Here is a 23,152-nt window from a genome sequence, read left to right as displayed (position 1 = left end):
CCTCGCGGAGTCGATCAGGCCCTGCGGAGGGCGAGTCGCATGCAGGTACCCTCCCCCGGAGGGGTGGTGTCGTGCCCGGTCGCGACGCTTTTCCGGATATGCGTTCGAGGAGTGGGACCGCCGCCGTCTGAGATCGTCGTCACACCAGATCCGACTTTTCGCGACTTGGTGTGAAATGCATCACTGTAGGGTCGGCCCGGGTGCGCCGAAATCGTCCCACCCTGGGCTTCGGTGAGCCGTTTGACGATGTAGAGGCCGAGCCCGATGCCGCCGAACCGGCGCCGGTCCCCGGCCTCGCCCTGGACGAACCGTTCGAAGATCCGGTCGTGGTCGCCCGGGGCGATGCCGATGCCCTCGTCCACGACCGTCACGATGACGTCGGGGCCCTCGGCGCGCGCGCGGACCCAGACCGTCCCGCCGTTCGGTGAGTACTTGAAGGCGTTCTCCAGAAGCTGTCCGAGGACGATGTCGGTCGCCATCGGGTCGCCCTGCGCGGGCGGGAGGTCCGGTGCGATCTCCAGTTCGACGCGGTGCAGCGGCGACAGGGACCGGAACCCGCCGACCACGCCCTCTAGGACGCGGGTCAGGTCGAACGGCTCGATCGTCACGGCCAGCTCGTCGGCGCCCGCGCGGGAGCCCAGCAGCAGGTGCTCGACGAGGCGGGCGAGCGACTGGGCGCGCTCGGCGATCGTGGCCACGGCGGTGCGGCGGTCGGGATCGGCCAGCTCGTCCCACCGGTTGACCAGCGTGGACGCGAAGCCCTGCACGACCGTGATCGGGGTGCGCAGCTCGTGGCTGGTCGTCGCGAGGAACAGGTCCTTGGCCTCTTCGAGGGCCTTGGCCTCGGAGACGTCGCGGAAGTCCACGACCAGCTCGCCGGTCTCCTCGATCTCGGCGGCCAGCACGTTCAGCCAGGTCCCCGACTCCAGCGGGAACGTGAGCATCTCGCCCAGCGCGGGCATCGCGAACGGCAGCGGGCGGCCGAGCGCGTCCTCGGGCGGGATGCCGGTGAGGGTGTGCGCGGCGGGGTTCCACTGCCGGACGACGAGGTCGTGGTCGAGGACGGCGATGCCGTCCGCGCTGGAGTCGATGACGGCGCGCTCGTGCGCGCGCTGCCGGACGACCTCGGCGTAGGCGACGGCGTTCCCGACCGCGACGCCTGCGTGCCCGGCGAGGAGCTCCAGCAGCTCCAGCTCCATGTGCCCGACCTTGCGGCCCGAGAACAGCGCGTACAGCGCGCCGTACGGGCGGTTCTGCAGGTAGGACAGACCGAGCGCGACCGTGTGCAGGCCGTCCAGCTCGGACCAGACGAGGTCGCCGAGGCGCCGCTCGCCGGTCGCGAGCTTCACCGTCTTGCCCGATCGCAGCAGTTCGCCGACCAGGCTCGGCCGCAGCTCCGCGGACGTGCCGCGCATGTGCTCGGGCAGCCCGGACATGCTGACCAGCCGGAGCCGCTCGCCCTCGATCCGCACGAATCCGCCGGCGTCGGCGCCGGTCAGCTCGATGAGCGCGGCCGTGATCCGGTCGAGCACGACCGCGAGGTCGAGCTCGGCGTTCAGGTCGGCGACGATGTCGTTCAGCCGCCGGACGAGCCGCGCCCGCTCGGCCATGTGGTGCTGGACGATCTCGTCGTCCTCCACCGGGTGGTACACCCCGACCCAGCCGAGCGGCGTGCCGCCCGGGTCCTTCAGCAGGCTCGTGTCGATGCGCACGTCGATGAGGTGGCCGTCCTGGTGGAACCGCCGCGTCGCGATCGAGATCTGCCCGCTCTCGCCCTCCCCGGCCCGCCGGGTGAGCAGCCGCTCCTGGACGGCGTTGTGCTCGGCCTTCAGCTCGTCGGGGACGATCGGCGGGACCCGCCCGACCATCTCCTCGGCCGTCCAGCCGAACATCCGCTCGGCCGCCGGGTTCCACACCGTGACGCGGTGCCGCTGGTCGACGGCCACGATCGCGTCGGCGGCGCTCTCGATGACGGCGCGCGCGATCGGGTCGTGGACGTGGTGGTGCACGTCTGTCATCGTGCCACCGCGGCCGGGTGCCGCGCCCGCCAACCAGGACCGAAAAGTTCCCACCGGACACCGCGATCTACCGGAAGAACGCCACTTCAGGGGCGTGACGGCGGCGTATTCGGGCCTCCGCCGCGGGTGCTTCCGGGCGCGGCGGAGGGTGCTCAGTGTGCCGTCCGCGCCATTCTTCCGATGACCAGCGCGGCGGTGGCGGCCACCAGGAACGACAGCAGTGAGGCGCTCATCCAGCTCTGGGGGGTGAAGTGCAGCGCGTCCTGGACGTCCGTCCAGAACCCGGCCCACCGGCTCACGGTGCCCGGGTTGATCAGCTGGTAGGCGATCACGCCGAGCGCCCACGCCGCGATCATCCCCCACCGCGACGGCGCGGTCCGCGACATGTCCCATTCACGTCCCCTGCCGAGGAAGAAATCGGCGGCGAGGACGCCGAGGAGGGGGACGAACACCGAGCCGATCAGTGACAGGAATCCCGCGTAGTCGCCGATGTCCAGAACCAGCGCGAGGACGGTGATGCCCGTGCCGAGCGCGATCGTGAGGACCCGCCTGTCCGCGCGGGGGACGAGGTTCTGGATCGAGACGGCCGTGGAGTACACGTTCGCGAACGACTGGTCGGCCTCGCGCAGCACGAACACCGCGAAGAACAGCACGCCGAGGGTCACGTTCAGGAACGGGTCGAAGACCTTCGAGGAGTCGCCCGCCACCAGGGCCAGGGCGAGCAGCCCGAGGACGTAGGCGATGATCTGCGTGACCGAGTATCCGATGGACGCGGCACCGAACGCCCCGCGCGCGCTTCGGGCGTGCCGTGTGTAGTCGGCGGCGACCGGGACCCAGGAGATGGAGACGGCCAGCGCCGCGTCTGCCCCGATCCAGAATCCGCCCCAGGAGCCGTCCGTGAGGTCAGGAAGTGGCTCGCGCACGAGCTGGATGTAGAAGTACACGAGCGCGACCATGACCGCGGCGGTCACGTACCGGCGCAGCATCCGCACCGAGCCGAGCGGCCAGATGGTCAACACGGTCGTGATGACCCCGGCCGTGATGACGTAGGCCCACCGCGGAACGCCGTCCCAGAGAGCGCGCGCGGCGTCCGCTATGACGATCAGTTCAAAGGTCCCCCAGCCCACCAACTGGGCGATGTTCAGCACGGTGGGTGCGTAGGACAGCCGCGCGCCGAACAGTCCCCGCAAGAGCACCATCGCGGGCTGGCCCGTCCGCGCGCCGGGTGCCGCGGCGAGGCCGAGCATCAGCCCGCCCAGCGCGGTCCCCACGGCCATCGCGACGATCCCCGCCACGATCGACAGCGTCGGCTTGCCGTCCGTGCCCGGCGCCAGGACGGTGTAGGCGCCGGAGAACGCGAACAAACTGACGCCGAGGTTCGCCCAGAAAGCGCTCTGGTCCCAGAAGCCGAGGACCTTCGGCGCCGGCTCGTCGAGGGTGTAGGGGACCTCGTCCCGTGGGCGCTCGTTGGCGCGCGCGCCGAGGGCGGACGTCATGGAACACACTCCCTACGCCGGCATTACCCGGACAGGTTCATGCGGTCGGTGACGCCTGCGAGTCACCCTCTCAGCCCGGTCAGCCCGAGCTCCCGCGGATATCGGTCAAACCGATGGTACAGGGCCCAAAAAGTCAGGCAACGTACGGCGGCCCGTCACCGGTGGCCTCCATCGGACGCCCCGCCTCGGCCCACCGCTTCATCCCGCCGTCGACGTTCCGGGCCAGCCACCCCGCCTGGTTGAGCGCGACCGTCACCTGGGCGGACCGCGCGCCGGACCGGCAGATCACGAAGACGTCCTGGTCGCGGGGCACCTCCGACGCCCGGTCTCCCAGCTGGCCCATCGGGATGTGGACCGCCCCGGGTGCGTGCCCCGCGTCCCATTCCTCCTGTTCGCGCACGTCCAGCAGGTACGCATCCTGCGGAACGTCAGCGGCGTCGACCGCCGGCACGTCGTCCCCGAAATTCATCACACCCCCATGGAACCGCGCATGGCCCCACCGCGTCGAATCACGTATGCGGTATCGGACGCTCCTCTTGACGACGCCCGGCCTCGCCATGATCCTCTCACTGGCGGCCTGCGGCGACGAACAGTCCTCCGGCAAGCCCGCCGACCAGCCCTCGGGCACGACGTCCGTCCAGCCTTCGGGTACCCCGGCGGACAGCCTCAGAATCCAGGTCCGGGCCTCTGCGGAGGCACCGGCCAAGACCTGGACCCTCAACTGCGCGCCGCCCGGCGGCGATCATCCGAAGGCCGCCGACGCGTGCGCGGCGCTCACCAAGGTCAAACAGCCGTTCAAGCCCGTCCCCAAGGACCAGATGTGCACCCAGATCTACGGCGGTCCGGAGATCGCCACGGTCACGGGCACCTGGCAGGGCGAGAAGATCGACACCCGGTTCACCCGCAAGGACGGCTGCCAGCTCCACCGCTGGAGTGCGGTGGGCGCCCTCTTCGGCGACGTCCCGAAGGTCCGTTGACCAGACGCTTCCCCGCTCGGTCCCCGTCCTTCCCGTCCCCTGGACCCGCTCTTCCGTCCCCTGGACCCTGACCCCTCGGTCAGGGTCCTTCTCTTTCCCCGGTCACTTGAGGAGACGGGAGAGGCGGCGGTCGGCCAGCGGCTTGCCTCCGGTCTGGCAGGTGGGGCAGTACTGGAGGGACGAGTCGGCGAAGGAGACCTCGCGGACGGTGTCGCCGCACACCGGGCATTTCTGCCCGGTGCGGCCGTGGACGCGGAGGCCGGTCTTCTTCTCGCCCTTGAGGTCCTGTGCCTCCAGGCCGCGGGAGCGCTCCACGGCGTCCCGCAGGGTCGTGATGATCGCCTCGTGCAGGGCCGTGACCTCGTCCGGGGTGAACGAGGAGGCGATCTTGAACGGGGACGTCCGCGCGACGTGCAGGACCTCGTCGGAGTAGGCGTTGCCGATCCCGGCGATCACCTTCTGGTCGCGGAGCAGGCCCTTGATCTGGGTGCGCTTGCCCGCGAGGATCGCGCCGAGCGCCTCGGCGGTGAAGGCGGGGTCCAGGGGGTCGGGTCCGAGCGCCGCGACGCCGGGGACGTCCGAGGGGTCGCGGACCACGTAGACGGCCAGGCCCTTCTTCGTGCCGGCCTCGGTGAGGTCGAAACCGGAGCCGTCGTCGAGGTGGACGCGCAGGGCGAGCGGGTTCTTGCCCCCCGGCCGGACGGGACGCGCCGGTATCTCGTCGCGCCAGCGGAGCCAGCCCGCGCGGGCCAGGTGGATCACCAGGTGGAGGCCGTCGACGTCGAGGTCGAGGAACTTGCCGTGCCGGGCGGCGCCGGTGATGGTGAGGCCGCCGAGGGAGGTCACCGGCGGGTCGTACGTCTTCAGCGCGGAGATGGCGAGAACATCGATGCGGGCGACGGCATGGCCGACCGCGCGCTCCCGCAGGAAGCCGGCCAGCGCCTCCACCTCAGGCAACTCAGGCATGCTCCCCAGTATCCGCGATGAACCCGTCCACAGAGTCGGCAAGCCCTGTGGAAAACCCTGTGCACAACACCGGATCCGTGTGCCAGGGGCCGGTTTCCGAGGTCGATACCTCTACGAATATCCCCAAAGCGCTGGGGGAGGACGGGCGTCGTGCCTGTGGATAACCTCCGGGCCGCGGCCGCCGCGGAGGTGTGATCCAGATCTCGAAATAACCCCTAGGGGGTACGGGTTGTGCCGAGTGCCGGGTTATGGCACCATGAGGGCCGCAAGATACCCCCTAGGGGTACATGAACCGAGATGAGGAGCCGCGAGATGAGCACCGCCACCTACACCGTGACCGGGATGACCTGCGGGCACTGCGTCAGCTCGGTCACCGAGGAGGTCGAGCGGGTCGCGGGCGTCACCGGCGTCGACGTGGACCTCCAGACCGGCACGGTGACCGTCACCAGCGACGGCCCCGTCGACGACGTCCTGATCCAGGGCGCCGTCGAGGAGGCCGGATACGAACTCAGGCAGTGAGCGCGCGGGACGGAGCAGGACGATGAACACAGCGACCAAGCTGGGCGCCTACGCCCTGGGCCTGGCCGTCGTCTTCGGCGGCGCCGCAGGGATCGGCAAGATCGCCGGTCCGGTGGGCGCCACGGCGGACACCGGAGGGCACGGCGGGCACGGCGGTGAGAAGGGCGGCGCGCAGAGCGGCGCACCGGGCGGGCACGGCGGCGGGCACGGCGGTGCCGATACCGGTACCCCGGTACCCGGCGGCCTCCAGATCTCCCAGGACGGCTACACGCTCGTCCCCCGCCGGACGACGTTCCGGCCGGGCGAGCCGACCGACTTCAGGTTCACGGTCAACGGGCCGGACGGCAGGCCCGTCACGGGGTTCACGCCCCTGCACGGCAAGCGGCTGCACCTGATCATCGCGCGGCGCGACCTGTCGGGCTTCCAGCACCTGCACCCGGCGGAGGTCGGCGGCGGGGTCTGGGCCGTCCAGGTGGTGCTGCCGAAGGCGGGGACCTACCGGTTCTTCACCGACGTCCAGCCCGAGGGGGCGAAGCAGCAGCTGACCCTGGGCGCCGACATCTTCGCCGAGGGCGACGGCCGGTTCACGCCGCTTCCGGAGCCCGAGCAGGTCGCCCGGGTGGACGGCTACGAGGTGCGCCTGAGCGGGAGCCTCGCACCCGGCCGGACCAGCAGGCTCGTCCTCTCGGTGGGCAAGGACGGTGAGCCCGTCACGGACCTGCAACCGTACCTGGAGGCGTACGGGCATCTGGTCGCGCTCCGCAGCGGCGACCTGGCCTACCTCCACGTCCACCCGGACGGGGAGCCGGGCGACGGGAAGACGAAGGCGGGACCCGGCATCACCTTCTACGCCAAGGTGCCGAGCGCGGGCGCCTACCGTCTGTACCTCGACTTCCAGCATGCGGGCAAGGTCCGCACGGCCGAGTTCACCGTGCACGCCGGATCGGTGCCGCAGGCGCCCCCGCCCGCCGGAGAGCCTTCCGGAGGGCCCGGCGAGGGCCACGACCACACGCACTGACGCCCGTACGAGCGAGGAAGAGGAGGAGCGATGACGACCGGCGCCGTACCCGACGCGGAACCCGGGCGGATCGAGCTGGCGATCGGCGGGATGACGTGCGCGTCCTGCGCCGCCCGCATCGAGAAGCGCCTCAACAGGATCGACGGGGTCACCGCCACCGTCAACTACGCCACCGAGAAGGCCCGGGTGGAGTTCCCCGCGGGGGTTTCTCCCGAGGACCTGGTCGCGTCCGTCGAGAAGGCGGGCTACACCGCCGAGCTGCCCCCGCCGCCCCAGAGCGGCACCGGCGGCGAGGCCCCGGCCGCCGAGGACGGGCCCGCCGATGGGTTGCGGACGCTGCGCGAGCGGCTGGTCACCTCGGTGGTGCTGTCCGTGCCGGTCATCGCGATGGCGATGATCCCGGCCCTGCAGTTCGAGAACTGGCAGTGGCTGTCGCTGGCGCTCGCGGCGCCGGTGGTGGTCTACGCGGGCTGGCCGTTCCACAAGGCCGCCTTCACCAACCTGCGGCACGGCGCCGCGACCATGGACACGCTGGTGTCGGTGGGCACGCTCGCGGCGTTCGGCTGGTCGCTGTGGGCGCTGTTCTTCGGGACGGCAGGCGAGCCGGGGATGAAGCACGGCTTCGAGTTCTCCATGACCCGCTCGGACGGGTCCATGAACATCTACCTGGAGGCCGCGTCCGGCGTCATCGCGTTCATCCTCGCCGGACGCTACTTCGAGGCGCGGTCCAAGCGCCGCGCGGGCGCCGCGCTGAGGACGCTGCTGGAGCTCGGCGCCAAGGAGGTCTCGGTCGTCCGGGACGGCCCCGGGGGCACGGCCCGGGAGGAGCGCGTCCCGGTCGAGCGGCTCGCGGTGGGCGATGTGTTCGTCGTCCGCCCCGGCGAGAAGATCGCCACGGACGGGACGGTCGAGGAGGGCTCGTCCGCCGTGGACGCGTCGCTGCTGACCGGCGAATCCGTCCCGGTCGAGGTGGGGCCCGGCGACACCGTCACCGGCGCGACCGTCAACGCGGGCGGGCGGCTGCTGGTGCGGGCGACCCGCGTCGGCTCCGACACCCGGCTCGCGCAGATGGCGCGGCTGGTGGAGGACGCCCAGGCCGGGAAGGCGCAGGTACAGCGGCTCGCCGACCGGATCTCGGGGGTCTTCGTCCCGGTCGTGATCGCGCTGGCGGCCGCCACGCTCGGCTTCTGGATCGGGACGGGCGGCGGCGCCGCCGGGGCGTTCACCGCCGCGGTCGCCGTGCTGATCATCGCCTGCCCGTGCGCGCTGGGCCTCGCGACCCCGACGGCCCTGATGGTCGGGACGGGACGCGGCGCGCAGCTCGGCATCCTGATCAAGGGCCCGGAGGTGCTGGAGTCGACCCGCGCCGTCGACACGGTCGTGCTCGACAAGACCGGCACCGTCACCACCGGGCGGATGGCCCTGGTCGACGTCGTCACCGCCGAGGGCGTCGACGAGACCGAGGTCCTGCGGCTGGCCGGGGCGCTGGAGGACGCGTCCGAGCACCCCATCGCCCAGGCCATCGCCAGGGGCGCCGCGGAGCGGGCCGGGACGCTGGGCACCGTCGAGGACTTCGCCAACGTCGAGGGCCTGGGCGTGCAGGGGGTGGTGGACGGGCACGGCGTGCTCGTCGGCCGCCCGCAACTGCTGGCCGAGTGGGCACAGGAGCTGACGCCCGCCCTGAAGAAGGCCATGGCGGACGCGCAGGCGCTCGGCCGCACCGCGGTCGCGGTGGGCTGGGACGGTGAGGCCCGCGCGGTCGTCACCGTCGCCGACCAGGTCAAGCCGACGTCGGCGGAGGCGGTCGCGCGGCTGCGCGGGCTCGGGCTGCGGCCCGTCCTGCTGACCGGCGACAACGAGACCGTCGCCCGGGCGGTCGCGGACGCGGTCGGGATCGAGGAGGTCGTCGCCGAGGTCCTGCCGAAGGACAAGGTCGACGTCGTCCGGCGCCTCCAGGACGAGGGTCGGACGGTCGCGATGGTCGGCGACGGGGTCAACGACGCCGCCGCGCTCGCCCAGGCCGACCTGGGCCTCGCGATGGGCACCGGCACGGACGCGGCGATCGAGGCGTCCGACCTGACGCTGGTGCGCGGGGACCTGCGGGCCGCGGCGGACGCGATCCGGCTGTCCCGGCGCACGCTCCGGACGATCAAGGGCAACCTGTTCTGGGCGTTCGGTTACAACGTGGCGGCACTGCCGCTGGCGGCGACCGGCCTGCTCACCCCGATGATCGCGGGCGGCGCGATGGCGTTCTCGTCGGTGTTCGTGGTGAGCAACAGCCTGCGGCTGCGCGGGTTCACGCCGCTCGCGGGGTCCGCGGATGAGGACGGCGCGGTGACCACCGGATCCGCGCGGCGGGGGGTTCCGGCGGTGCGCTGACCACCCCTTGCGGTCCTTGACGGATGCCGGGCGCCGCCGGTGCCCTGACCTCGCGATCCGAGCGCGCGGCCCTTTCCCGGGGCCGCGCGCTAACGTTTTTCGGGTGTTCCTGGCAACCTGGTATCGATTCGCGCCGTCTCACAGTGGGTGAGTGCGAAGGGAGCACGAGCACATGAGGATTGCTGATGAGCTTCTCCTGCTGGCCATCCATCCGGCCGGCGGGCGTCCCGTCATCGGTGCGGCGAAGCTCGATCTGGCCCTGGCGGGCGCGATCCTCTCCGAACTGGTCGTGTCCGGCCGCGTCCGGCTCGACGGCGACCGCGCCCACCCCGCCGTCCCGGACGCCGGCCCGCCCGCTCCGCTCCCGCCGCACGTCCCCTTCCCGCCGAACGCCCCTTCGGCCGTCCCGCTGCTGGAATCGGTGTCGTTCGGCGATGCCGGATCGCCGGGCGGCCCGGTGACGTCGCCGCGCGATCCCGCGCTGGACGAGGCGTTCACCCGGATCGTCCGCGCCCCTGGCGCCCGGGCCCACCGCCTGGTCGCCGATCTGAGCGGCGCGACCCTGCGGCTGCGGCTGCGCAACGCGCTCATCGGGCAGGGCATCCTGGCCGAGGAGGAGCAGCGGATCCTCGGCGTGCTGCGCTCCAGCAGCCATCCCGAGATGAACCCGGTGCCCAGGCGGGAGATCCTCGCGCGGCTCGACGCGGCCCTCGCGGGCGCGGATTTCGACAACACCGTGCCCGGGCGGCGGACGGCGTCGCTGCTGGAGATCGCGCACGCCTGCGACCTGACCCGCGTCCTGTTCGCCCACGTCGTGGACCTGGAACGGCGGGTCGCGGCGGTGACGGCGGGCGGCTGGGCGGGTCCGGCGGTGCGCAGGGCGATCACGCGGATGCAGTCGGACGGCGGCGCGCCCTTCGTCGCCGACACCACTGCGGGCCCGTCGTAGGTCCACCTAACGCCACACGGGCGCCGACGCCTCAGAAACGCGGCACCGCCTCCCTGCCGATCCGCAGGTCACCGTGCCGCCGCTCGGCCGGCCGCACCGGCGGGGACGTGGGGCAGCGCGCCATGACCGGTTCGCCGCCGTGGTGCGCCAGCATGGACAGCGGCGCGGGGACGGGGACGCCCCCTCCAGCCGGGCAGCGCGCCTCGTCCGATCCGGACAGCGCCGTGACCAGGGCGATGGCGATGAGCAGGACCGGCCAGAGCAGCACCGTGAGGCGGCGGCCGGCGGGCACGCGGTGAACGCGACTCGCACGCACGGGCCCGAATCTATCTCACCGGGAGCTCGCTGTTACTGACTCAGCGTGAGCAATCCGCGAAGTCCTTCGACGAACGGCCCGAGGCCGGGGTCGGCGGCGGCGTCGTCGAGCGCCTCGGACAAGGTCGCCAGATAGGTCGGGGCCGCCTGCTCTTGCAGGTCACGCCCGTCCTCGGTGATGACGGTGTAGACGCCGCGCCGGTCCTTCGGGCACATGGCGCGCCCGGTGAGGCCGGCGGCCTCCAGCCGGGCGACGAGCCGGCTGACCGAACTCTGGTTGAGGCCGATGAGGTCGGCGAGCTCCTGCATCCGCAGCTCGCCGTCGTCGGACTGCGCGAGCCGGCACAGCGCCCGGAACTCCGAGAGCCCGACGCCGTGCCCGCGTTGCAGGGCCTTCGCCAGCCGGTGCTCGACGCGGCCGTGGAGGGTCACCACGCCGTCCCAGACCCGGGCGTCGATCCCGGTCCCGTCTGCCCTCATCACGTCCACCTCGGCTTTCCGTTGACACATCGTACCCAGGGTGCCAATATCTGCATGTACATACAACACATGTAGGTACATGCAAATTCCAGTACGGTAAGAACACCGGCACGGAAGGTGATGACGATGGCCAGCCCCCTCCTCCACCCCTACGAGGGACCGCACCTCACCCTGCCCAACCGGATCGCGATGGCGCCGATGACGCGCGGACGGGCGGACGACGTCACCGCCGTCCCGCACCCGCTGACCAGGCACTACTACGCGCAGCGCGCCGCCGCCGGGCTGATCGTCACCGAGGGGATCTGGCCGGACCCCCGCGGCAAGGCCGGTCCCGGCATCCCCGGCCTGGTCACCGACGAGCAGGTCGCGGGGTGGCGCGAGGTCACCGGTGACGTCCACGCGGTGGGCGGGACGATCTTCGCCCAGCTCTGGCACGTCGGGCGCATGTCGCATCCGCTCGCCCAGCCCGGCGGGGCGACCCCCCTGGCGCCGTCGGCCGTGCGGATCGAGTCGGAGCAGATCTTCACGCACGAGGGCGACCTCGATCACGTGACGCCGCGCGCGATGACGATCGCCGAGATCGAGGAGACGGTCGCCGCGTTCGCCGCCGCGGCGCGCAACGCGGTCCGCGCCGGGTTCGACGGGGTGGAGATCCATGGCGCGAACGGCTACCTCTTCCAGCAGTTCCTCGCCGAGAACACCAACCTGCGCACCGACCGGTTCGGTGGTTCGCTCGACGGCCGGCTCCGCTTCACCCTGGACGTGGTGGACGCCGTCGTCGCCGCGATCGGCGCCGGGCGCGTCGGACTGCGGATCTCGCCCGACAACCCGGAGAACGAGATCGCCGAGCGGGACCCGCGCGGCACCTACCGCGCGCTCGTCGACGCGCTCGACCCGCTCGGCCTCGCGTACCTGCACGTCATCGAGCGCGGTGCCTACGGTGCGCTCGCCGACCTGCGGCCCCGCTGGTCGGGAACGCTCATCGGCAACTTCAACGGGCCTGAGGCCACCGCGCAGCGCGCCGGGGAGGAGGTCATCGCGGCGGGCCTGGCGGACGTGTTCTCATTCGGGCGCCTGTTCATCTCCAACCCCGACCTGCCTGCGCGGTTCGCCACCGGCGCGCCGCTGGCGCCGTACATCCCGGACCTCGTCTACGGCGGGGAGGCCGAGGGGTACGTCGACTACCCGGCCCTGACGGCCGCCCGGCCCTGACGGTCATCCGGTCCTGACGGTCATCCGGTCCTGACGGTCATCCGGTCCTGCGGGCGGTTCCGAGGGTCAGAGCGGCACGTCCCAGAAGGCGAGCTCGTGGCGCATACCTTCCAGGAACAGGCGTTCGGCGCGTCCCGCGTCGGCCCCCGACTCGTCGATCATCTGGGCGCAGCGGCCCGTCAGCGCGGCGAATCCGGGATCGGCATAGGTGTCGACCCAGCGGCGGTAGCGCGGCTCGGACGGCGGGTCCTCGGCGAGACGGGCGCCGAGCGTCGAGTACCCCCACATGCAGGGGTAGAGCGCGGCGAGCCCCTCGGCGTAGGTGGCGGCGCTGTCCAGCAGGAACGTGGTGTAAGCGGCGCAGGCGGGGCCCTGCGCCGCGCCGTCCAGGTCGGCGCCGAACGAGGCGGAGAGCGAACGGTGCAGGTCGAGTTCGTCGTGGAACGTCGTGTACGCGAGGTCCACGAGGTCGCCGAGGTGCGCGGACGGCGCCTGCCAGGCGAGGCGGGAGAAGACCCGGACGTAGTCGTGCAGGAAGAGGTAGTCCTGCTCCAGCCAGGACCGGAACACCGCTTCGGGGAGGTCCCCGCGCGCGATGCCCGCGACGGTCGGGTGCTTGAGCTGCTCCTCCACGAGCGGGCGGCCGAGATCCTCCAGGTGCGAAGCGAGACTCATGCCGCAAGTCTTCCATCGCCCTGAATGACCAGACCCCGCCGGGTCGCGTGACCCGGCGGGGCGCTGGTCGTACGCCGGTGTGTGGGTCGCCTCTCGGCGAAAGGCACAACACGGCTCCAGCCGGACGGTATTCCGTGAAGGCGAAAGGTGAGGCCCGGGGACACCAGGCACACCGGCTGTCATATGTAACCGAGAGCCTCCCGGGATTGTTCCCGGGGTCGTCCGGGTGTTCTACCGGGCCGCGGGCACGTCCGGGACGTCGCCGAACGTCCCCGTGCGGCGGATCGTCTGCCAGCGCAGCCCGACCCCGAGCACGGCCGTGACCACCGACTGGACGACGACCAGGTACAGCAGCTGCCGGTAGACGATCTGCTGGAACGGCAGCGCCCACAGGGGACGGATCGGCTCCCCGTCCAGCCAGAGCGCGTAGGCCCCGGCGGCGGTCTGGGCGGCGGTGAACGCCGCCCACATCAGCAGCGGCCCGGCCGGGTCGAGGAACACCAGGCCGTACAGGGCGAACAGGTCGATGGCGGGCGCGAGCAGCGGCGTCAGCACGTGGAAGACCGTCAGGTAGACCAGGCCCCGGCGCCCGAGCCTGCCCGACCCGCCGCGCTCGACGACGGCCCTGCGGTGCTTCCACATCGCCTGCATCGTGCCGTAGCACCAGCGGTACCGCTGCCGCCACAGCTGCCGCAGCGACGACGGCGCCTCCGTCCAGGCCAGCGCCTTCTCCTCGTAGACGACGCGGAGGCCGGTCCGGCAGATCGCCATGGTGAGGTCGGTGTCCTCGGCGAGGGTCTCCTCGGGGACGCCGCCGACCCGGGCGAGCGCGGCGCGGCGGAACGCGCCGACCGCGCCGGGCACCGTCGGCATGCACCGCAGGACGTCGAACATCCGCCGGTCGAGGTTGAAGCCGATCACGTACTCGATGTGCTGCCAGCGGCCGAGGAGCCCGCCGCGGTTGGCGACCTTGGCGTTGCCGCTGACCGCGCCGACCCGCGGGTCGGACATCGGCGCGACGAGATGCCGGATCGTGTCGTGCCGGAAGACGGTGTCGCCGTCCACCAGGACCAGGATCTCCGCGCGGGCCGCCGCGGCACCCGCGTTGAGCGCGCTCGGCTTGCCGCCGTTGGGCTTGCGGATCAGCCGGACCCCGGGCAGCCGCAGCGCCTCGACGATCGCGGCCGTGCGGTCGGTCGAGCCGTCGTCCACCACGATCACCTCGACGGTCCCCGGGTAGTCGGTGGCGGCCAGCGACCGGACCGTCGCCGCGATCCCGGCCTCCTCGTTGTAGGCGGGGACGATCACCGACACCGGCGGGAACGGATCGGGCGGCAGCCCGTCGTACCCCGGCACACCGGGCAGGACGGGCGCGCCGCGGGCCCGGCGTGGGTGCCCGCGGACCCGTCCGGGGTGCCCGCGCGCCCGCCGCATGTGGACGTGCGCGAAGATCAGCAGCATCACGAGCCGCGCCGTGCACAGGATCCCGGCCAGCGCGAACAGCGCGCCGAGCGTCCCGGTCAGCGTCGCCGCGGCCCGCTGCGCCGTCACCAGCGCCCACCCGGCGGCCCGCTCGTGCACCGGCACCGCGACCTGCGCCGGGGGCAGTCCCAGCGCCTGCGTCAGTGTCGTGAACCGGTAGCCCATCGGCCGGAGCCGGTCGATGATCTGCTCGACCGCCGCGACGGTCTGCGTCCGGTCGCCGCCCGAGTCGTGCAGCATCACGACCGCGCCCTCGCCGCGGCGGCCCGCCGCCAGCGCCGACCGGACGATCTCCGCGGTGCCCGGCCTGGCCCAGTCCTCGGTGTCGCGGTCGGCGAGGACGATGACGTACCCGTCCTCGCCCGCGCGTTCCGCCGCGCGCCACTCCGCCTCGGTCAGGCCGTCGGGACGGGACGAGTACGGCATCCGCATCAGCCGGGTGTGCACGCCCGCGGCGCCCGCCAGCGCCCGCTGCGTGAGGTCGAGTTCCAGGCGGTCGCGCCAGGCCGGGGCCGCCGCCATGTCGACGTGCGTGTAGGTGTGGGAGCCGATGTCGTGCCCCTCGCGCAGGACGCGGCGGGTCAGCGCCGGGTGTTGCGCGATGTGGGCGCCGATCGCGAAGAACGTGGCATGCGCGTCACGCCGTCGCAGCACGTCGAGCAGCCGGGGCGTCCACTCGGGGTCGGGCCCGTCGTCGAAGGTGAGCGCGATGGTCCGGGGCGGCATCCGCAGGCCGCGCGGCGTGCCGTCCGCCAGGGTGACCACCGGCCCGCCGCCGGTGACCTCGGGCGGCGCCGGCGCGGGACGGACCGGCTCCCGGTGCGGGGCCTCGCCGACCGCACCGCGGGCGAAGCCGTCGAGCAGGAACAGGACGGCCAGCGCGAACGCGCCGAGCAGCAGCAGGACCCAGTGCCCTCTGGGTTCGCGGGACCGCACCGTCAGCGCGGCTTCTTCTCGTGGCCCCACCTGGGCGGGGAGGCGTGCGAGTTGCCCGGCCGGCCGGTGGGGGTCCCCGCGCCCGGCGGCGTGGACGAGCCGGGCGGCGCCGGCCTCGCGGGCGGCACCGCGACCGACGTGCGCGTCGCGGTCGGCGAGGGGACCGTGGTCGGGGCCCCGGCGCCTCCGCCGGACCGGCCCGCCCCCGGCCGCCCGGTGCCGCGGCCTTCGCCCTCCCGCGTCGCGGCGTCGTCCCGCCCGCCCTTGTTCACGCGGTGGGTGCCGGGCGGGTCGTCCCACGTCGTGAGCGGCACGTCCGCGCCCGTCGCCACGCCCACGCCGAGTGCTCCCAGGTAGAGGACGAGCAGGGTGCCCGCGCCGAGCCCGAGCCGCCGCACGAGACGCCGGCGCCGCCCGCTCGGATCGGCGAACACCGCGGGCGCGTCCGGCGCCTCGTCGGGGAGGGGGCGCCGTGCCGGGGCGTCACTGATCATCTGGGCCGTCATTTCGGAGGTCGTGGAACGGTCGGAGCGCTTTTGCGCCAGGGACGTTCACCCCTTCAGCGCCATGCCCGCCTTTCGTGTCACACAGCGCATGAAATCCCTGCACAATGACCCGGATGACGAAAGTGGAGGTACAGGCGGAAGATGTGGTGAAGGAGGACGAACTTAGCCGCGCCCTGCGCGCGGCGCAGAACGGCGACGAGGAGTCCTTCCGCCTGCTCTACCGCGATGTGCAGCCGCGGCTGATCCGGTTCGCCGGCGCGCTGGTCGGCGCGGACGCCGAGGACGTCACGTCCGAGGCGTGGTTGCAGATCGCCCGCGACCTGCCCGGTTTCAGCGGCGACATGGACGGCTTCCGCGGCTGGACCGCGACGATCACCCGTCACCGCGCCCTGGACCACCTGCGCCGCAGGTCCCGCCGTCCCGCCTCCGACCTGCCCGTCGAGGACCTGCTCACGGTGGCGGCGGAGGGCGACACCGAGTCCATCGCCCTGGACGGCATCGCCACCGCCGACGCCCTGCGCCTCATCGGCGAGCTGCCGCGCGACCAGGCCGAGGCGGTGCTGCTGCGCGTGGTGATGGGCTTGGACGCCAAGTCGGCGGGCACGGTGCTCGGCAAGCGGTCGGGCGCCGTCCGCACCGCCGCGTACCGCGGACTCCGCCGCCTCGCGGAGCGGCTCACGCCCGCGTCGCCGGAAGCGGCCACGGGCACCGCCGTCCCGGAGGCGGCCGCCGGCACCCTTGCCTCGGACGCCGTCGCCTCGGACGCCGTCGCCCCGAAGGCGGTCCCCCCGAGCACCGCGGATCCGCCCGGCGCCCTGCCCGCACATCGAGGTGACAAAAGTGGCGGTACCGGCGCTGAAGGGGTGAGATGAACGACCAGCACAGGGCCGGAGGGCTCGACCCGCGGACCGCCGAGCTTCTGCTCGACGCCCTCGCGCGGGCCGCCATCGACCGCTCCTCGCCCGGCACCACCCCAGAGAACCGCGCCGCGGGACACCGCGCTCCGGAGCACACCGTTCCGGGACACCGCGCCGCGGCCGAGAGCGCCACGGACGACCTCTCGGTGATCGGCCACGCCCAGGACGGCACGGCCGCCGAAGCGGCCTGCGGACTCGGCGCGGCGGATGATGAGCTCGCCCGCCTGCGGGAGCTGCTGGCCGCCGCGGCGGCGCCCGCGCGGCCGGAGGAGCTCGCGGGCGAGGACGCCGCGGTCGCGGCCTTCACGGCGGCCCGCTCCGCCCGCTCCGCCCAGACCGCGCCGTCCACCGGGACGGCCGGCGAGGCGGAGGCGGCGGAGGCGGTGGAGACGGCCGGAGCGGTCGCGGCGCTCAGGGGGTTCCGGCATGCGAGGTCCCCCCTCCAGCGGCTGGCCGCGCTGCCCCGCGTGGCGATCGTCAAGATCCTTGTGGGGGTCGCCATCCTGGTCGCGTCAGGCGGGGTCGCCGTCGCGGCGGGCACGGGGAACCTCCCCGGCCAGGATCCGACTCCGGCGCCCACCCACCGCTCGCCGAAGATCGGAGGGACCGACGGCGGCAGGTCGCCGGCGCCGGTGCCGTCCATCGTGCCGGGCCCGCCGAAGCCGCCCTCGACCACTCCGTCCCCGAAGGCCAAGGGCAAGGGCAAGGGCGACAAGAACGGCGGGCAGGAGAAGGGCAAGAAGCCGAAGAAGACGAAGACGCCGGAGGAATCAGAGAAGCCCAAGGACCCGCGTCCCGGCCCGGGTCCCGGCGATGGGCCGGGTCACGGCGGGCCGGGCAGCGACCCCCCGTCCTTCGGCGGGCCTGGCGGCGACCCTCCGGCCTACGGTGGCGACCCGGTCAGCGAGATCACACCGGCGCCGGACGGGGACCACGGCTCGTCGCGTCCCGGCGGCCCGTCCGGTCCGGTCGAGTAGGCGGAAGCGCCGGCGTCCGCGCCCCGAAAGTGGGCAGTCCGAAAATCCGCCGGTTCACCTGGAGTTCCTCCGGACAGCCTGGTCGGGACGTCTCGCGATCATGTCGTGATCGGCGTACCGTCCTGGCGGGTGAAACGGAGCCCGGCATTGAACATCGCACGATGTCGCGGTAAATTTCCGTTAATAGGAAACTTTCCTATTAGATTCTGCCTGGTCACAGACGGAGATGGTCATGGCGGCACGTGACCCGCCCAGTCCGCCCGGAGCACACGGACGACCCCCCGCAGTGGCCGCCAACGCGGCCATAGACCATGAGATTCGGAGCTCCCATGAAGAGGAAGATCATCGCCGTCGCGTCAGGTGTCGCCCTGACCCCCGCCCTCGTCGTCGTCCTCGCCGGAACGGCCAGCGCGCACGGCTACGTCAACTCCCCGCCGAGCCGCCAGGCGCAGTGCGCGCAGAACACCGTCCAGTGCGGCGGCGTCAAATACGAGCCACAGAGCGTCGAGGGACGCCAGGGCCAGCGCACCTGCAACGGCGGCAACTCCGCGTTCGCCGAGCTCAACGACGACAGCAAGGGGTGGACCGCCACCAAGGTCGGCACCTCGGTGAACTTCACCTGGACCTTCACCGCCCGGCACCGCACCACCAACTGGGAGTACTACATCGGTGGTTCGCGCGTGGCCGTGGTCAGCGGTAACAACGCCCAGCCCCCCGCCACCGTCTCGCACACCGTGAACCTCGCCGGCCACACCGGCCGGCAGAAGGTGCTGGCGGTCTGGAACATCGCCGACACGGGCAACGCCTTCTACGCCTGCGTGGACCTCCAGGTCGGCTAGGCGACGACGCCTCGCACGACCCTGTACGGGGGCGGCGCCCGTCACGATCCCCCGGTGACGGGCGCCGTCCCCGCCCCCCTTTGCGGCGGCGTCCGAGGAGGCGGCTGCCTCCCGGGCGCCCCGGTGTGATCGAGACCACCGTGACGCCGGTGACGGTTCCCCGGCATGCGGCCGAAAGGCGTCCGGTGCCCGGATCGCGGGCGCACGCCCGCGATCCCCCGCGTCGGTCCCGTGGCCGTCCCCACGGGGCCGTGCGCGCGTACCCGTTACGGCGCCGTACGTCTCGTGGCCGTTCGCCCGGCGGCGCCGCGGCCTCCGGGCCGCGACCTGGACAGGGAATGGAGAATCATGGGTGCCGAGGTCCGCACTCCTCGCGGCAGATGGATCGAGGAGGGGCTCAGGGCGCTCGCCGTCGGCGGCCCCGACGCCGTCCGAATCGAGGCCCTGGCGAAGTCGCTCGGGGTCACCAAGGGCGGTTTCTACGGATACTTCGCCGACCGGAACGCCCTACTTGAAGAGATGCTCGACGCCTGGGAGCGGGAGAGCATCCACGACCTGGTCGCCCGCGTCGAGGGCGAGGGCGCCGCAGCCCCGGCCAGGATGCGCAGGACCGGCATGCTGGCCTCCAGCGACCGGCTGCTGGCGATCGACCTCGCGATCCGCGACTGGGCCCGGCGCGACAAGGTCGTCGCCGACCGGCTCCGGCGCGTCGACAACCAGCGGATGGAGTACATGCGCTCGCTCTTCCGCGAGCTGTGCGCCGACGAGGACGAGGTCGAGGCGCGCTGTATGCTCGCCTTCTCGCTGCTGATCGGCAACCACTTCCTGGCCGCCGATCATGGCTCGCGCACACGCGAGGAGGTGTACGAGCACGCGGCGAGGCTGATCAGGGTCTGACGCCGGTCGCCCCCCTCTCCTCGACCTCTCCCCATCGGCCGCCGGGACTTGACCTCAACTAATGCTGAGGTCTCAGAGTGGTCGGCGGGCCGGTCCCCACGGGCCGGTCCCGGGACGATGTTGAGGAGAGGGACATGACCGAGAATCCGCTGCGGATCGCGATCATCATCGGCAGCACACGTCAGGGACGGTTCGGGCCCACGGTGGCGTCCTGGTTCGCCGGGGAGGCCGCGCGCCGCGACGACATGGTCGTCGACGTGGTGGACATGGCCGCCGCGCCGCCCCCTTCCGAGCTGGGCGCCGCGCCGTCCGACGGGTTCGCGGACGTGACCGCGGCGCTCCGGTCGGCGGACGGCTACGTGGTCGTCACCTGCGAGTACAACCACAGCTTCCCCGGGACGCTGAAGAACCTGATCGACACGCACTTCTCCGAGTGGCGCGCCAAGCCCGTCGGGTTCGTCTCGTACGGCGGGCTGGCGGGAGGGCTGCGGTCCGTCGAGCATCTGCGGAGCGTCTTCGCGGAGCTGCACGCGGTCACGATCCGCGACACGGTCAGCTTCCACACGCCCTGGAACTGGTTCGGCGAGGACGGCGCCCCGGACGACGCCGAGGGCGCCGGCGCCGCCGCCAAGGGGATGCTCGACCAGCTGAACTGGTGGGGCCACGCGCTGCGCGAGGCACGGACCGTCCGTCCGTACGGGTCATGACGACGACGGCGGGCCCCCGGACGGGATCCCCGTCAGGGGCGGGGCCGCGGCCCATGGCGATCGTGCTCGTGCTGGTGCTCGGCGCGATCATGATCACGCTGGACATGACCGTCGTGAACGTGGCGATCGACCGGCTGTCGCGGGACTTCGACGCGCCGCTCGCGACGATCCAGTGGGTGGCGACCGGGTACTCGCTGGCGCTCGCCGCGGTCATCCCGGGCACGGCGTGGGCGGTCGGGCGGTTCGGCGCGCGGAGGCTCTACCTCGGGGCCATCGCCGCGTTCGCCACGGGGTCGGTGCTCGCCGGGCTGGCGTGGAACGTCGAGTCGCTCGTCACGTTCCGGGTCGTGCAGGGCCTCGCCGGCGGCATGGTGATGCCGGTCGGCATGACGATCCTGCTGCGGGTGGCGGGCCCGGAGCGGCTCGGGCGGCTGATGAGCACGCTCGGCCTGGCGATCCTCGTCGGCCCGCTGGCCGGGCCGGCGCTCGGCGGCTGGCTGATCGACGAGGTGTCGTGGCGGTGGATGTTCTTCGTCAACGTGCCGGTCGCGGTCGCGGTGGTGGCGCTCGGATCGCGGATGTTCCCCCGGGACGTCCCGGAGCGGTCGCGCCCGCTGGACCTGCCGGGACTGCTGATGCTCTCCCCGGGCCTCGCCGCGCTGCTCTACGGCGTGACGACGGGCGGCGAGCGCGGCGGCTTCGGGACGCCCGGGGTGCTGGTGCCGCTGGTGGCGGGCGCGGTCCTCGCCGTCGCGTTCGTGGTGCGCGCGCTGACGGCCCGCGATCCGCTCATCGACCTCGGCCTGTTCCGGGACCGGACGTACGCGGCGGCCACCGGGACGCTGACGCTGTTCGCCTTCGGGTACTTCGGGACGATGCTGCTGCTGCCGCTGTACCTCCAGGTCGTCCGGGGTGAGAGCGCGACCGTCGCGGGCCTCCTCGGCATCCCGTTCGCGCTGGGATCGGGCACGGCGATGCAGGTCGCGGGACGGCTGGTCGACCGGTTCCCGGCGGGACGGCTCGTGCCGGTGGCGATCGCGACGGCGGTCACCGGGTTCGCGCTGTTCGCCATGCAGCTCGGCGCGGACGCGTCCTACTGGGCGCTGTGCGGCGCGATGGTGCTGATGGGCGCGGGCGGCGGCGCCACGATGATGCCGACGATGACGGCGGCGACGCGGGGCATGTCGCACGAGCGGGCACCCGCGGCGAGCACGTCGGTGAACCTGGTCAACACGACGTCCGCGGCCATCGGGACGGCGGTCACCTCGGTGGTGCTGTCGGCGTTCATGAGCGGCCTCGTCCCGGAGGACGGCGGCGGAACGCTCCAGGCCCTGCACCGGCTCAGCCCGCAGGGGCACGCCGCGATAGCGGAGCCCCTCTCGGACGCGTTCCGGCACACCTACCTGGTCGCGCTCGGGTTCCTCGCCCTCTCGCTGGTCCCGGCGCTGTTCCTGCCGAAGCGCAAGCAGTGAGGGGCGTGGGGCGCCGCCTTCACCCGGCGGGCGGGATGTTGTGGTTCAGGCGGAACAGGTTGGACGGGTCGTAGACGGCCTTGAGCCGGGCGAGGCGCCGGTAGTCGGCCGGGTCGTACGCGGCGCGCACCTGCTGGGGCGTCGCGTCGGCGCCGAAGAGGAAGTTCAGGATCTGCCCGGACGAGTGCGGTCCGAGCCTTGCGCGGCACCGTTCGTGCAGGGCCCGGACCGCGTCCTCGTCGGCGCCCGGCCCGAGCTTGGACAGCACGCCGATGAGGTACCCGGCGTCCCTGTTGCCGACGGCGTTCGGGACGGCGGGCTCCGCCGCGAGCGCCCCGCCCAGCTGCCGGATCTCCACGACGGCCCGGTCGGGCGCCTCCGGCCCGGCCAGGTCGAGCAGGATCCGGACGACGTCCGCGCGGAGGTCCCGCACCGCGACGTTCGTCGAGGTGTACGCCATCGGGACGGGCGGCTCGTTGTGGATGGATCCGGACTCGGTGTACGGCATGTCCGCGACGCTGTCGATCAGCCGCGGCCCGGCCGCGCGCAGCGGCGCGACGAGCCGCTCGCCCTCGGCGGCGTCGCCGACGAACGCGACACGGACATGCGCGACATGCCGCCCGCGCAGCGGCTCCGGGAACGCCGGGATGTCAGGGACGGGCATCAGCGCGATCGACGAGGTCATCGCGTCCGGGACGGTGGCCGACCACGTCCGCCACGTCTCCAGGACCTCGCCGATCTGCGGGGTGTCGAAGTAGAGGCCGCCGCCGTACAGCCGCGCGACCGGCACGAGGCCGATCTCCAGGCCCGTCACGACGCCGAAGTTGGCGCGGCCGCCGAGCAGCGCCCAGAACAGGTCCGGGTCGCCCGCGGGCGTCACGTGCCGCGCCCGCGCGTCGGCGGTGACGGCGTCGATCGACCGGACGTGGTCGGCGGCGTTGCCGTACTCGCGCGACATCAGCCCGATCCCGCCGCCGAGGACGTACGACACCGCGCCCACGCCCGGCGCCGACCCGCTCAGCGGTGCCAGCCCGTGCGCCGCGGCGGCCGGGACGACGTCGGCCCACCGGACGCCCGCCTCGATCCAGGCGGTCCGGGACGCGGCGTCGACGCGCACCCCGGTCATCCGGCGGGTGCTGATCAGCAGCCCGCCCCGGGCGCCCGCCGGGAGGCCGTGCCCGGTGTTCTGCACGGCGACCGGCAGGCCGTTCTCGGCCGCGTACTCGACGGCGGCCCGCACGTCCTCGGCGTCCACCGCTCCGACGATCACGTCCGGACGGTGCGGGTCCGCCGTCTGGAACCCCGTGCGCTCATCGTCGTAGCCGTCGCCGCCCGGCTCGAAGACCGGTCCGGTGACCTTGGCGGCCAGCGTCCCGTGCGTGCTCATAGGGATCCCCCTCGGATCGTCCGCTCTC

Annotated in this window: 22 protein-coding genes and 1 riboswitch; of the genes, 12 read left to right on the top strand and 10 right to left on the bottom strand. The window is 72.9% G+C overall.

The window, feature by feature from the left end; translation table 11 throughout:
• Window positions 1–14: 14 nt before the first annotated feature.
• The 3 genes from AGRA3207_RS20200 to AGRA3207_RS20190 all read right to left on the bottom strand — a co-directional run bounded on the left by AGRA3207_RS20200 (window position 15) and on the right by AGRA3207_RS20190 (window position 3,983).
• Entirely contained in the window at window positions 15–2,018 is a 2,004-nt protein-coding gene (locus AGRA3207_RS20200; RefSeq protein WP_231328611.1) for a PAS domain-containing protein, read from the bottom strand.
• A 152-nt stretch (window positions 2,019–2,170) separates the two neighbouring features.
• Complete coding sequence (locus AGRA3207_RS20195) at window positions 2,171–3,514, bottom strand: purine-cytosine permease family protein (RefSeq protein ID WP_231328610.1); 1,344 nt, start codon at window positions 3,512–3,514, stop codon at window positions 2,171–2,173.
• Window positions 3,507–3,620, bottom strand: a riboswitch (TPP riboswitch). (Overlaps the previous gene by 8 nt.)
• Before the next feature lie 27 nt (window positions 3,621–3,647).
• Window positions 3,648–3,983, bottom strand: coding sequence for a rhodanese-like domain-containing protein (locus tag AGRA3207_RS20190; RefSeq protein ID WP_231328609.1), 336 nt, complete (start codon window positions 3,981–3,983; stop codon window positions 3,648–3,650).
• 67 nt (window positions 3,984–4,050) lie between these two features.
• Between AGRA3207_RS20190 and AGRA3207_RS20185 the strand changes: the two genes are divergently transcribed.
• The gene (locus tag AGRA3207_RS20185) at window positions 4,051–4,491 is read left to right on the top strand and encodes an SSI family serine proteinase inhibitor (protein WP_231328608.1); all 441 of its coding nucleotides are present in this window, start codon (window positions 4,051–4,053) and stop codon (window positions 4,489–4,491) included.
• A 102-nt stretch (window positions 4,492–4,593) separates the two neighbouring features.
• On the opposite strand, the gene AGRA3207_RS20180 is transcribed toward AGRA3207_RS20185, so the two are convergent.
• Entirely contained in the window at window positions 4,594–5,457 is an 864-nt protein-coding gene (locus AGRA3207_RS20180) for an Fpg/Nei family DNA glycosylase (RefSeq protein WP_231328607.1), read from the bottom strand.
• A gap of 312 nt (window positions 5,458–5,769) precedes the next feature.
• On the opposite strand from AGRA3207_RS20180, the gene AGRA3207_RS20175 reads away from it, so the two are divergent.
• The 4 genes from AGRA3207_RS20175 (at window position 5,770) to AGRA3207_RS20160 (ending at window position 10,322) form a co-directional block, all read left to right on the top strand.
• The gene (locus tag AGRA3207_RS20175) at window positions 5,770–5,976 is read left to right on the top strand and encodes a heavy-metal-associated domain-containing protein (RefSeq protein ID WP_231328606.1); all 207 of its coding nucleotides are present in this window, start codon (window positions 5,770–5,772) and stop codon (window positions 5,974–5,976) included.
• A 22-nt stretch (window positions 5,977–5,998) separates the two neighbouring features.
• The gene (locus AGRA3207_RS20170) at window positions 5,999–6,994 is read left to right on the top strand and encodes a hypothetical protein (RefSeq protein ID WP_231328605.1); all 996 of its coding nucleotides are present in this window, start codon (window positions 5,999–6,001) and stop codon (window positions 6,992–6,994) included.
• Between the two features lie 30 nt (window positions 6,995–7,024).
• On the top strand, window positions 7,025–9,373 hold the full coding sequence (locus AGRA3207_RS20165) for a heavy metal translocating P-type ATPase (protein WP_231328604.1): 2,349 nt from the start codon (window positions 7,025–7,027) through the stop codon (window positions 9,371–9,373).
• A gap of 172 nt (window positions 9,374–9,545) precedes the next feature.
• Window positions 9,546–10,322 carry a GOLPH3/VPS74 family protein gene (locus tag AGRA3207_RS20160; protein WP_231328603.1) on the top strand — a complete coding sequence of 259 codons (777 nt, stop codon included), beginning with the start codon at window positions 9,546–9,548 and terminating at the stop codon, window positions 10,320–10,322.
• Window positions 10,323–10,353: 31 nt separating this feature from the next.
• On the opposite strand, the gene AGRA3207_RS20155 is transcribed toward AGRA3207_RS20160, so the two are convergent.
• Together AGRA3207_RS20155 and AGRA3207_RS20150 are read right to left on the bottom strand one after the other, a co-directional pair.
• Complete coding sequence (locus tag AGRA3207_RS20155; protein ID WP_231328602.1) at window positions 10,354–10,638, bottom strand: hypothetical protein; 285 nt, start codon at window positions 10,636–10,638, stop codon at window positions 10,354–10,356.
• Between the two features lie 32 nt (window positions 10,639–10,670).
• Window positions 10,671–11,117, bottom strand: coding sequence for a MarR family winged helix-turn-helix transcriptional regulator (locus AGRA3207_RS20150; protein WP_231328601.1), 447 nt, complete (start codon window positions 11,115–11,117; stop codon window positions 10,671–10,673).
• A gap of 120 nt (window positions 11,118–11,237) precedes the next feature.
• Between AGRA3207_RS20150 and AGRA3207_RS20145 the strand changes: the two genes are divergently transcribed.
• Complete coding sequence (locus AGRA3207_RS20145; RefSeq protein WP_420830759.1) at window positions 11,238–12,329, top strand: alkene reductase; 1,092 nt, start codon at window positions 11,238–11,240, stop codon at window positions 12,327–12,329.
• A 66-nt stretch (window positions 12,330–12,395) separates the two neighbouring features.
• Here the strand turns inward: AGRA3207_RS20145 and AGRA3207_RS20140 are convergent, their stop codons facing one another.
• The 3 genes from AGRA3207_RS20140 to AGRA3207_RS20130 all read right to left on the bottom strand — a co-directional run bounded on the left by AGRA3207_RS20140 (window position 12,396) and on the right by AGRA3207_RS20130 (window position 15,916).
• Window positions 12,396–13,004: a TenA family protein gene (locus AGRA3207_RS20140; RefSeq protein ID WP_231328599.1), complete on the bottom strand. Its 609-nt coding sequence runs from the start codon at window positions 13,002–13,004 to the stop codon at window positions 12,396–12,398.
• A gap of 231 nt (window positions 13,005–13,235) precedes the next feature.
• On the bottom strand, window positions 13,236–15,422 hold the full coding sequence (locus AGRA3207_RS20135) for a bifunctional polysaccharide deacetylase/glycosyltransferase family 2 protein (RefSeq protein WP_231328598.1): 2,187 nt from the start codon (window positions 15,420–15,422) through the stop codon (window positions 13,236–13,238).
• Window positions 15,423–15,424: 2 nt separating this feature from the next.
• On the bottom strand, window positions 15,425–15,916 hold the full coding sequence (locus AGRA3207_RS20130) for a hypothetical protein (RefSeq protein WP_231328597.1): 492 nt from the start codon (window positions 15,914–15,916) through the stop codon (window positions 15,425–15,427).
• Between the two features lie 125 nt (window positions 15,917–16,041).
• Between AGRA3207_RS20130 and AGRA3207_RS20125 the strand changes: the two genes are divergently transcribed.
• From AGRA3207_RS20125 to AGRA3207_RS20100, 6 genes are all read left to right on the top strand, one after another.
• Window positions 16,042–16,800, top strand: a complete 759-nt coding sequence (locus AGRA3207_RS20125; protein WP_231328596.1) for an RNA polymerase sigma factor — start codon at window positions 16,042–16,044, stop codon at window positions 16,798–16,800.
• On the top strand, window positions 16,797–17,822 hold the full coding sequence (locus AGRA3207_RS20120) for a hypothetical protein (protein ID WP_231328595.1): 1,026 nt from the start codon (window positions 16,797–16,799) through the stop codon (window positions 17,820–17,822). The genes AGRA3207_RS20125 and AGRA3207_RS20120 overlap by 4 nt, the downstream gene beginning before the upstream one ends.
• A 329-nt stretch (window positions 17,823–18,151) precedes the next feature.
• Window positions 18,152–18,661 (top strand): lytic polysaccharide monooxygenase auxiliary activity family 9 protein, encoded by a 510-nt coding sequence (locus AGRA3207_RS20115; protein ID WP_231328594.1) that lies wholly within the window; start codon window positions 18,152–18,154, stop codon window positions 18,659–18,661.
• A gap of 348 nt (window positions 18,662–19,009) precedes the next feature.
• Window positions 19,010–19,558, top strand: a complete 549-nt coding sequence (locus AGRA3207_RS20110) for a TetR/AcrR family transcriptional regulator (protein ID WP_231328593.1) — start codon at window positions 19,010–19,012, stop codon at window positions 19,556–19,558.
• Between the two features lie 134 nt (window positions 19,559–19,692).
• Entirely contained in the window at window positions 19,693–20,265 is a 573-nt protein-coding gene (locus AGRA3207_RS20105; RefSeq protein WP_231328592.1) for an NADPH-dependent FMN reductase, read from the top strand.
• Window positions 20,266–20,318: 53 nt separating this feature from the next.
• Window positions 20,319–21,737, top strand: a complete 1,419-nt coding sequence (locus AGRA3207_RS20100) for a DHA2 family efflux MFS transporter permease subunit (RefSeq protein ID WP_231328591.1) — start codon at window positions 20,319–20,321, stop codon at window positions 21,735–21,737.
• A gap of 19 nt (window positions 21,738–21,756) precedes the next feature.
• On the opposite strand, the gene AGRA3207_RS20095 is transcribed toward AGRA3207_RS20100, so the two are convergent.
• Complete coding sequence (locus tag AGRA3207_RS20095; RefSeq protein WP_231328590.1) at window positions 21,757–23,124, bottom strand: FAD-binding oxidoreductase; 1,368 nt, start codon at window positions 23,122–23,124, stop codon at window positions 21,757–21,759.
• Window positions 23,125–23,152 lie beyond the last annotated feature (28 nt).

It is taken from the genome of Actinomadura graeca, from assembly GCF_019175365.1.
Taxonomy (GTDB): domain Bacteria; phylum Actinomycetota; class Actinomycetes; order Streptosporangiales; family Streptosporangiaceae; genus Spirillospora; species Spirillospora graeca.
The sequence above is the reverse complement of the archived record's forward strand: the minus strand, read 5'-3'. Positions and strand labels throughout refer to the sequence as shown.